At 57.0% G+C, this 10,608-nt stretch carries 9 protein-coding genes; all 9 read right to left on the bottom strand.

The window, feature by feature from the left end:
• On the bottom strand, nucleotides 1-702 hold a 702-nt coding region (locus JI62_RS08725; protein WP_276206557.1), incomplete at its 3' end, for a proton-conducting transporter membrane subunit.
• Nucleotides 699-2,204 (bottom strand): complex I subunit 5 family protein, encoded by a 1,506-nt coding sequence (locus tag JI62_RS08720; protein WP_088699789.1) that lies wholly within the window; start codon nucleotides 2,202-2,204, stop codon nucleotides 699-701. The genes JI62_RS08720 and JI62_RS08725, both read right to left, overlap by 4 nt.
• Nucleotides 2,201-3,691 carry a complex I subunit 5 family protein gene (locus JI62_RS08715; protein WP_088699788.1) on the bottom strand — a complete coding sequence of 497 codons (1,491 nt, stop codon included), beginning with the start codon at nucleotides 3,689-3,691 and terminating at the stop codon, nucleotides 2,201-2,203. The genes JI62_RS08720 and JI62_RS08715 overlap by 4 nt, the downstream gene beginning before the upstream one ends.
• On the bottom strand, nucleotides 3,688-4,386 hold the full coding sequence (locus tag JI62_RS08710; protein ID WP_088699787.1) for a hydrogenase subunit MbhD domain-containing protein: 699 nt from the start codon (nucleotides 4,384-4,386) through the stop codon (nucleotides 3,688-3,690). Before JI62_RS08710 ends, JI62_RS08715 begins: the two co-directional genes overlap by 4 nt.
• A 40-nt stretch (nucleotides 4,387-4,426) precedes the next feature.
• A complete protein-coding gene (locus tag JI62_RS08705; protein WP_088699786.1) occupies nucleotides 4,427-5,092 on the bottom strand; it encodes an alpha/beta hydrolase in 666 nt (221 codons plus the stop codon).
• A 91-nt stretch (nucleotides 5,093-5,183) separates the two neighbouring features.
• Nucleotides 5,184-6,953 carry an SLC13 family permease gene (locus JI62_RS08700; protein ID WP_088699785.1) on the bottom strand — a complete coding sequence of 590 codons (1,770 nt, stop codon included), beginning with the start codon at nucleotides 6,951-6,953 and terminating at the stop codon, nucleotides 5,184-5,186.
• Between the two features lie 240 nt (nucleotides 6,954-7,193).
• Nucleotides 7,194-7,397 carry a cold-shock protein gene (locus tag JI62_RS08695; protein ID WP_088699784.1) on the bottom strand — a complete coding sequence of 68 codons (204 nt, stop codon included), beginning with the start codon at nucleotides 7,395-7,397 and terminating at the stop codon, nucleotides 7,194-7,196.
• Between the two features lie 196 nt (nucleotides 7,398-7,593).
• Nucleotides 7,594-9,288, bottom strand: a complete 1,695-nt coding sequence (locus tag JI62_RS08690; protein ID WP_088699783.1) for a GMC family oxidoreductase — start codon at nucleotides 9,286-9,288, stop codon at nucleotides 7,594-7,596.
• 27 nt (nucleotides 9,289-9,315) lie between these two features.
• On the bottom strand, nucleotides 9,316-10,608 hold a 1,293-nt coding region (locus tag JI62_RS08685), incomplete at its 5' end, for a CoA-acylating methylmalonate-semialdehyde dehydrogenase (RefSeq protein WP_088699782.1).

Below are 10,608 nucleotides of genomic sequence, written 5' to 3'. Positions count from 1 at the left end.
TACCCACACATGCAAGCCAATGACGCCGGCTTTTACGCCAAAGCCCAAACACAGCAGAGTGGCCATCCATGCCCCCTGTTCCGCCTCCAGAATACTTTCACGCACTCCTTGCAACGTCAGCGTGTTCGCCTCCCCAGCCGCCCATAGAAAGCCGCCTAGAATTAACCCTTCCCCCACCACGGCTAACATCAAATAGGCCTTGGCTCCCAGCCGAGCCTGTTCGGTACCGCTATGCACCACCAGGGCGTAGGCAGCAAAGGTCATCAGCGCAAAACCTAGGTAAAAACTGGCGATATCCTGGGCAATAATCAGCAGTACGTTACCAAGCAGTGTCAGCGGCCACAGCAGCGCTAAACGCAGCAGGCGCCGCTGGGCCTCCTGACCACCGCTCCGGGCCTTTTCCTGCTCCGCCGCAAAATAGCCCTTGGCATGCAACGCAGCCAAGCTCCAGAGCAGTGCGGTAAACGCAAGCCAGGGGCGGCTTAACGCGTTTAGCGACCACTCACCACCCAACATCCAGCCATCGATCGTCCAGTGGGCCTCTCCGCCATAGGCTAATAGCAGCGCGGGCCAAGCGGCGCTTAGCCATAATGCTGAAAAATAGCCCTGCTGTTGAGGGGGTGTGCGGTAGGCAATCCATAGCGTCCAACCGACAACGACCAGCGGCCAAAGCAGCGCCAGGGCAAGCAGGATGGTGATCATGGCAGATACTCCCCGTTGGCAACCCGGGCCGCCCAATCCAAGGGGCTAAAGGGGAGCCCGGCGAACAGTCCTGCCCCCAAACTCACCAGTGCGGTAAACACCATCGGTAACAGCAGCCAGCTATGGGTTTCAAAACGGCCTAGCCGCTGCTCTTTGGGCCAACTGCCGTTGCCATGGGCTGGCCCTACGCGGAACCATAAGCGGTGCACTATAGGTAAAAAGTACATGGCGTTGAGGGTACTGCTCGCCACTAGAACGGCGACAACCCAGTACATCTCGGCCTGAATCGCGCCAACGCCGAGGTACCACTTGGTAATAAACCCCGCCACCGGCGGAAGGCCAATCATGCCAAACGCGCCAATAGTAAAGGCAATGCTGGTCAACGGCATACGCTTGCCTGCGCCGTCCATTTCATCAATGCGATGGATCCCCAGCTCTTCGGCATAGTTGCCCGCACAGAAGAACAGCGTGACCTTCATTAGCCCCTGATGCAGCAAGTGCGCCAAGGCGCCGACGGTGCCGAAAGGGCCAAACAGCCCGATACCCAGAATTACGTAGGAAACTTGGCTGACGGTGGAAAACGCTAGGCGGGGTTTCAGCTCCTCTTGGGCAATGGCCCTTAACGAGCCATATATAATCGTAATCGAGGCCGCTACCGCTAGCGTGGTAATAACGCCGAGTTCCACGCTCAATTCAATGCCAAACAGATCGTAAACGACCCGCAGAATGCCGAAGGCCCCCGCCTTCACCACCGCTACCGCGTGCAGCAGCGCACTCACCGGCGCAGGAGCCACCATCGCCCTGGGCAGCCACCCATGCAGCGGTACCATGGCCGTTTTTACCGCCAACCCACCCACTAACAGCGCAAATATCAGCGTTAGCAAACCGCGATGATCGTTTAAATAGTCGCCCAAGCCCTCCTCTGAAGAGAACGACTGATCCCCGGTCAGGCTATACAGCAGCACGGTGCCAAGCAGTAGTACCACACCAGCGCTTAAGGTGTAGCGCAAATAGACGCGCCCCGCATCAAGGGCCTGCTGAGTGCCTTTGTGAACCACCAACGGGTAGGTGGAGAGCGTCAACATTTCGTAGAAGATCAGGAAGGTAAACAGGTTATCCGCCAAGGCAATACCGATCGTGCTGGCCACACAGAGGCTAAAAAAGCCAAAAAAGCGCTTACGATTAGCGGAACCTTCAAGGTAGCCAATGGCATAGATGGTGGTACACAGCCACAGCAGTGACGATAACCCAGCGAACATCACCCCTAGCGCGTCACTGCGCAGGACAAAATCAACGCCCCCGACGACTTGAAAGCTAAATATATCCTCATGGCCCGCGGCTACCCGCTGAACCATAAGCATCACCAGAACAATCTTAACCACCGCCGCAGTCAGGTTAATGGTGGTACGCAACCGCCTGGCATCTTCTGGCAGCGCAAAAATAATCACCACCACCAGCAGCGAAGTGGCCAAAGCAGTCAGCGGTAACCAGGCTGCGTTCATGGACTGCCTCCGTGCATCAATTCCAGCGGGAAATGCGCCAATAGCCCCAGGGCGAGCGCAGTCAGGGCAAGGGTTAGGGCGATCAGTTCCATGCCCGGTGCCAGGGGTTGATAGCGATGCCGTGGGGCCGTCTCATCAAAGCAGTAGCGGAACAATCGGAATATATAGGCCGCTGTCAGCAGCGTGCCGATTAAGAGCGCGGCCACTGCCCACCACTGCTGAGAGATCACCATCGCTTGTAGCAGCAACCACTTGGCAGTAAACCCTGAGCTGGGCGGTAACCCCATCAAGGTGATAGAGGCGATACCAAACACTAATAGCGAAAGCGGTAAACGGCGACTGGTACCGGCCAAACCTTTGAGCGTGCTCTCCCCTGTGGCCAGTATCAGGTTGCCTGCAGCCATAAACATGGCGGCTTTGGCAAAGGCGTGGCCCATCAGTTGCAGCCAAAACCCTTCCCAGGCTAACGCACGGGGTAGCGGCGCAATATCCGGCCCCAACAGCAGCGGAAAAGCCACCATGAGATACCCCAACTGCGCCACGGTGGATGAAGCCACCAGGGTTTTAAGTGAATCGGTACGCCATGCCAGCAGCCCGCCCCATACAATCGCCAGCATGCCCAGCCAAGCAATAACACGCGGGGCGTAGAAAGCATCAGGGAGCAGAATGCTCCACAGCTGCAGCAATATAAACAGCGACGCCTTGATCACCAGCGCCGCATGCAGCGCGCTTACGGGCGTCCAGGCGCTCTCATGGACGGGTGTCAGCCACGCATGTAGGGGAAATAGCGCGGCTTTTAAAGCCAGCCCCGCACCGATCAGCGCAGCGGCGAACCACGCCACCGGCCCTGGCTCTACGACCTCAGTCAAGCCTGGCAAATCCAACCGGCCCCAGTGGCCCAAAATCAGCGCCACTCCGAGTAGATAGGTGAGCGAGCCCACCAGCGCCAGCAGCAGATAGCGCATTCCTGCCACGAGTGCGGGCGCCTTTCCCGATAGCATCAGCATGCCGACCGCCGCCAGCCCCATCAGCTCCAGCGCTGCATAAAGGGTCAATAGGTCGGTGGCCAGCCAAATTAGCGACAGCGCACTCAGCACAACACCCATCAAAGGCCACAGCCAGCGTGCCAACGGCCCCGTTTCGCTTAAACGCAAATATCCCGGCGTATAGAGCGCTGCCGCAACGCCGATCACCTGGGTCATTAACAGCATTAGCACGCTCAGTCCGTTTAGACGCAACGACAGCTGGATACCGGCGATCTCCCACTGCCAGCGCAGTAGTCCAGCTTGATCGTAAGCAGAGAGCAGCATTAGCCCAGAGACCAATACTGGCACACTGGCTAGTAAGACGGGCCATGCCCGCTTAGGAGGAAAAAGTGCCGCCAGCATGCCCAGTAGTAGCGGCAAGCCAAGCGCCACTAGCAGCGCCCAGTGGGTAGGCAGAAGGGGTTCAAAGGTGCTATCGAAAAGGCCAAAGCGCCAAATCATGTGACGTCCTCTTCAGGTTTTCCGTCACGCCCCAAAGCCTCGACCCCTTCCAGATGCAAAAGCTGCCGAATCAACAGCGCACCCAGCATTGACCCCAGCCAGGCGACTAGCAGCCCTACACTAATCAGTGCCTGAGCAGTCGCCGAGGTACCTGCCACGCCTGCCAGCAGCATAAACACCCCTGAGCCGAGCAGATTAAACGCCAGTAGGCGGCGCAGTAGATGACGGTGAAGCGCAAAGGCGCCTAAGGCACTGGCGGCAATCACCACCCCGGCAAGCAGCAACGGATGCTCTAAAGGCGAATACGCCATGTCGGCGATTACCGTGCGAATAGCGGCGCCCACCATGACAAACCAGGCCAGCGCCAAGAGCACCCGTATCGCCACCCGTGATCTAGGCTCGCTGAAGGTATCGCGCTCAAGAGAGGAGGAAGCGCCGGGTAAAACGTGGCCCAGGGCATAAAAAAAACAGGGGCCGGTTAACCCTAGCCCCAGCACCAGCTCAGCAGTTGCCAGCCAGGGAGCGCCGAGTTGCCACCATGCCACCGTCATTGCAGCCGCAAAGACCACAAAAAAGTAGCAGGCACGCACCAGATGGCGATCAAACAGACACACCAGCGCCGATACCACCAGGCCCAGCGCCAGCAGCACTTCGACTACATGAAAAGCGGCTACCGCCTCAAAGAAAGCTATCATTCGTTTTCGCTACATCCTTGCATCGGTCACGAATAGGTGCTCAGTTCAACCGCGAACTCAGCCACTTGCCGATATCATTAACCTGCTGTGGGCAGAGCGCATGGGCCATGGGGTATTGGCGGTAGTTGACCGCGTAGCCCATCGCTTTTAAGCGGTCAGCGCCGCTGCGGCCCAGGCTTTCAGGCACAATGGGGTCGAAGTTGCCGTGTTGCACCTCAATAGGAATCTGACGATTGGCTTCCGCGAGGTCGATATTGTCGGCGGTCGCAAAGTAAGTCGACATGGCCAACAGCCCCCCTAGCGGCGCAGGGAACGTCAGCGCGGCATGGTAGGCAACCGCCCCCCCTTGCGAAAAGCCCGCCACGATAATGCGCTGGCTATCGATACCCTGATCGATCTGCTCTTGAATCAGTGCCTGGATTCGCTCAGCCGATTTCTTAAGCTGCACCTCATCGACTCGGCGGCCCAAATCCATGGCCAAAATATCGTACCAGGCAGGCATCACCATGCCGCCATTAATCGTCACCGGCAGGCGTGGCGCATGGGGCATGATAAAGCGCACGCGGGAATCTTTGGGCAGCGCTAATGCGGGCACCAGCGGCTCAAAATCGTGCCCATCCGCACCCAAACCGTGAATAATAAACACACAGGCATCGGCGGGTTGACCATCTTTCGGCTCAATAACCAGTTCGCCAGGAGCAGTCATAACGTCGTATTCCTTTATGCAAAAAGCGTCACCCTAGCGCAAACCTACGTTAACAGCGAGCGGGAGAGCACCTAAAATCGTGACAACACACTTAAAAAGGCCAGACCAGGGGAATTAAAACCAGCGCGATGGCACCCGTCAGTATATTTAATCCACTGCCCAGGCGCAGGAAATCGCTCACCCGATAACCACCTGGGCCATACACCATCAAATTGGTTTGATAGCCAATGGGGGTTAAAAAGCTCGCCGAGGCGGCAAACATCACCGCCACCACATAGGGCATCGGGCTAACGCCCAAGCTTTCTGCGGCGCTCATCACCACCGGAAAAATAATCACCGCCGCTGCGTTATTGGTCACCAGTTCGGTAAGCAGCGCCACCACGCAGTATGTGCCAATTAACAGCAGCAGTGGGTTACCCGCCACTAGGGTCAGCACTCCTCCACCGATCACGCCGGCGGCACCGGAGCTCTGCAGGGCCGCCCCTACCCCAAACGACGCGGCAATGGTGAGCAGCACCTGGGTATCCAAGCCACGCTTGGCGGCGCCCACCGAACAGCAGCCCGTGAGTAGCGCCAATGCCGCCCCCAGCATGGCAGCGTTGAGCATGCTCAGCACCCCGAAGGCGGCGAGCAGCACGGCGCCTAGCAGTAAGCCCCACGCTAGCGGCGCTTTCTCATGGATAGGCCGCGCTGCGCCATTGAGCTCACTAATCAGCAAAAAGTCCCGCGACTGTCGATGCCGCTCAATAAAGGGGGGCCGCGCCTCCAGCAACAGCACATCGGCGGGCTGCAGTCGCACTTGGCCAAGATTACCCTTAACCCGTTCTCCGCCACGGCAAATCGCCAGCACCGCTGCCCCATAGAGGGTTCTAAAGTGACCATCGCGGATACGCTGGCCTATAAACTGACACTGGTTGGAGACCACCGCCTCGACCAAGCGACGCTCTTTAAACTCCTTCTCCAAACTGGAAGTGCCGTCTCGGGAAGGGATCAAACCGCGGATTTGCTGCAACTCCACTGCCGCATCAGAGGTGCCTGCAAACACCAACCGGTCGCCGCCTTTGAGCTGCTCGCCAGGCCCTACCACGCTCACCACGTTGCCTGCGCGTTCAATCTCGACCAGAAACAGCTCCTGTAGGTGACGTAATCCCGCCTCTTCAACGGTGCGATCCACCAGCACGCCTGCCGGGTCGACTTCCATTTCAATAGTGAACTCCCGCGGGTTGGCAAACGCATTGGCCAGCCCTTCCCTGGCGGGCAACAGCCGTGGCCCAAACAAAATAAGATAACTCAGTCCTACGACGGCGACAGGAACACCGACCCAGGCCAAATCCAACAGGCCCATGCCTAGCTCAGGGTAGCGCTCCAACAATAGCCCATGCACTACCAGGTTCGTGCTGGTACCGAACAGCGTAATGGTGCCGCCGAGGATAGAGGCGAAGCTAAGCGGCATCAGCAGCCGCTGGGGAGAGAGGCGCAGCCGACGGCTCCAGCTCATGACTGCGGGGATATAGGTAGCAACGACGGGGGTATTATTGACGAAGCCGCTAAGCGAGGCCACCGGTAGCAGCAGGCGAACCAGCGCACCTCGCTCACTTTTTGGCCGTTTAAGCACATAGCGAATAATCAGGTCGATGCCGCCGGTTTCGCGAATGCTGGCCACCAGCACATACATAAACGCCACGGTAAACAGGCCACTATTGGAGAAGCCCCCCAGCGCCTGCTGGGGGTCAATCACGCCAAGCGTCATTAGCACAATAACCGCGCCCAGCAAGATAATATCCGGCCCCAGGCGTGAAAAGGCCATTAACGGAAAAATGGTGAGCACCACCCCTACCGCTATCCAAGCATCCAGTGACATAACCACGACATCCTTAACCAATAAGCATGGAGGTATTGTGAAGCCAATCTTATATTCTAAAAAGTTATTTTTAGAAACATTTAAAGATCGAAATGGAATATGGTGTGAGGTGTGAGGTGTGAGGTGTGAGGCGAGTTTAAGTTACAAAACCTAAAAAGCGAAAACCCCGCGCTTGGCGGGGTTTTCTGGTCAATCAGCGCTAAGCGATGATTGCTAGCATCTCAGTGCTTAAGCATTAACTTAAATAACTTTGATGTTAGAAGCCTGAAGGCCTTTTTTACCCTGGGTGACGTCGAAGGAAACCTTCTGGCCGTCTTGCAGAGATTTGAAGCCTTCAGCCTGAATTTCTGAGAAATGCGCGAACAGATCGTCGCCATTGTCGTCAGGAGAAATGAAGCCGAAACCTTTAGTGTCGTTAAACCACTTAACGGTACCAGTTGCCATGATCGAAATCCTCGATGTTGCTAATTAAACCGGGAAATACCCGAATTACAGTGGGTATAACAAGAGACTTTCACCAGATTTAACGCTAGAGGCGCTTCTATACTGCTGACAACGTTCGACTTGCTAACCTACTTCCGCCATTTTGCGCTTAACCACCCTCCCACGTCAACACCCCGATAAACGCCGATTAATAGCTCTACGAGCTACCAGAAACTTCTCCACGCTCAGCAAGTAACCAACTAGCAGCCTTCTCTGCAATCATTAGCGTGGGCGAGTTGGTATTGCCGCTGGTGATCGTCGGCATCACGCTGGCGTCGGCCACTCTCAATCCATCAATACCGCGCACTCTCAGCCGCGCATCGACCACGGCCATGGCATCGTCCTCGCGGCCCATTCGTGCGGTGCCCACTGGGTGGAAAATCGTCGTGCCGATATCACCGGCCAACCGGGCAAGCTCCTCATCGCTTTGGTACTCGACGCCGGGTTTAACTTCGTCAGGCGCGTATTTGGCAAACGCAGGTTGCTCGGCGATGCGCCGTGTCACGCGCAAGGAGTCCGCCGCCACCTTGCGATCCTCTGGGGTACTCAAGTAATTGGGAGAAATCGCCGGAGCCTGGCGCGGGTCGCTGCTTTTAAGGCGTACCGTTCCCCGGCTAGTAGGGTTCAGATTGCAGACACTGGCGGTAATCGCTGGGTAAGGGTGTAGCGGCTGACCAAAGGCTTCCAGGCTTAGCGGCTGCACGTGGTACTGAATATTGGGGTGCGGTTGATCCTGGGTGCTGCGGGTAAAGGCCCCTAATTGCGAAGGCGCCATACTCATCGGCCCCGAGCGTTTAAGCAGGTACTCCAAGCCAATGCCTGCTTTACCCCACAGCGTGCTGGCCATGGCGTTGAGGGTTTTGCCATTGGTGATTTTATATATCGACCGAATCTGTAGATGATCCTGCAGATTCTCTCCCACGCCGGGCAGTTCATGCACTACCTCAACACCTTTTTCGCGCAGCAGTTCGGCTGGCCCAACCCCAGAAAGCTGGAGTAAATGAGGTGTACCGATCGCACCGGCGCAAAGCACCACCTCTCCGCTCACCATGGCGCATTGGGGGTAGCCATTACGCGCCACCTCCACCCCTCTGCAGCGCAGTGCTTCCCCACTCTTATCAAACAGCAGGCGATTGACCTGCGTGGAGTGCCAGAGCGTTAAGTTTTGGCGTTTCAGCGCGGGGCGCAAAAACGCTTTGGCGGTATTCCAGCGCCAGCCCGAGCGCTGATTGACCTCAAAGTAGGCCACGCCCTCATTGGAGCCGCGGTTAAAATCGTCGGTACGCGGGATGCCCGCCTGGACGGCTGCTTCAGCGAAATCATCCAGCACCTGCCACTTGAGGCGCTGCTTTTCGATCCGCCACTCCCCACCGTGGCCGTGAAAATCCCGGTGCTGGGCGTCGGCATCTCCGCCATCGTCCAGACGGTAGTGGTCTTCGTGTTTGATAAAGTCGGGAAGGCAGTTCTCCCAGCGCCAAGCGTCGTCGCCGGTGACGTCCGCCCAGTGGTCGTAGTCCCGTGCCTGGCCGCGCATATAGATCATGCCATTAATGCTGGAGCAGCCGCCCAGAGTTTTCCCCCGCGGGTAAATCAGCGAACGGCCGTTGAGGCCTTTATCAGGCTCAGTGCAAAACAGCCAATCAGTGCGCGGGTTATTGATACAGTAAAGATAGCCCACTGGAATATGAATCCAGTGGTAGTTATCCCGACCGCCCGCCTCTATCAACAGCACCTTATTATTGGGGTTGGCACTCAAACGATTAGCCAGCAGGCACCCCGCGGTGCCTGCGCCGATCACGATATAGTCGAAGTGGCTGGTATTGTCGACGTTGTTATTGGTGAGTTCTGACATGAGTCGGCTCCGGTAACGTGGGCGGCGCTACTTCGCCGTGGGCATCACAAACTCGGCCCCGGCATCGATGGAGTCTGACCAACGCTGCATAATCGACTTCTGCTTGGTGTAGAAACGCACGCCCTCTTCACCATAAGCATGAGTATCGCCAAATAAAGAGCGCTTCCAACCGCCAAACCCGTGCCACGCCATAGGCACTGGAATGGGCACATTGATACCCACCATGCCGACCTGAATACGGCGGCCAAACTCCCGAGCCACTGTACCGCTTTCGGTAAAGCAGCTAACGCCGTTGCCAAACTCATGGTCATTAATCAGTTGAATGGCCGTGGCGATATCCGGCACCCGCACACAGACCAGCACCGGGCCAAAAATCTCCTCCTTATAGATCGTCATCTCGGGGGTGACATTGTCAAACAGCGTGCCGCCCATCCAGAATCCTTCAGCACACTCATCACCCGCCTCGGAGGCATTAAAATCGCGGCCATCGACCACCAGTTCGGCGCCTTCCGCCACGCCTTTTTCAATATACCCAGTAATCCGCTGATGAGCTTGGCGGGTCACAATGGGGCCCATTTCTGCATCCAACTGCATACCATCTTTTACTTTCAGCGCTTTAGCACGCTCTGCCAAGGCTGGGACGACCTTATCCGCCACATCACCCACCAACACCGCCACGCTAATCGCCATACAGCGCTCACCAGCCGAGCCATAGGCGGCACCAATCAGCGCATCGACGGCTTTATCCAAATGCGCATCCGGCATCACTACCATATGATTTTTGGCTCCGCCCAAGGCTTGAATGCGCTTGCCGTTGCGCGCTCCGCGCTCGTAGATCAGGTTGGCAATTGGCGTTGAGCCTACAAACGACAGCGCCTTAACATGCGGATGGTCGATGAGCGCTTCCACGGAGTCTTTATCACCCTGCACAACGTTAAACACGCCGTCGGGCAGGCCTGCCTGCTTTAGCAAGTCAGCCATCAGCAGCGAAGCACTGGGATCAAGGGGGCTTGGTTTCAAAATAAACGTATTCCCCGCCGCAATTGCCAGCGGGAACATCCACATTGGCACCATGGCTGGGAAATTAAATGGCGTTATACCAGCCACGACGCCTAACGGCTGGCGCATCGTCCAGTTATCAATCCCGGTACTCACCTGCTCGGTGTAGTCACCCTTTAACAACTGCGGAATTCCACAGGCAAATTCGACAATATCGATACCGCGGGCCACTTCACCCTGGGCGTCGGTGAACACCTTGCCGTGCTCTTTGGTAATCGCTTCGGCTAGCTCATCTTTATGCGCGTTTAACAGTTCTAAAAA

The sequence above is a fragment of the Halomonas campaniensis genome, from assembly GCF_002211105.1.
Taxonomy (GTDB): domain Bacteria; phylum Pseudomonadota; class Gammaproteobacteria; order Pseudomonadales; family Halomonadaceae; genus Vreelandella; species Vreelandella campaniensis_A.
This window is presented reverse-complemented; position numbering and strand designations above follow the sequence as displayed.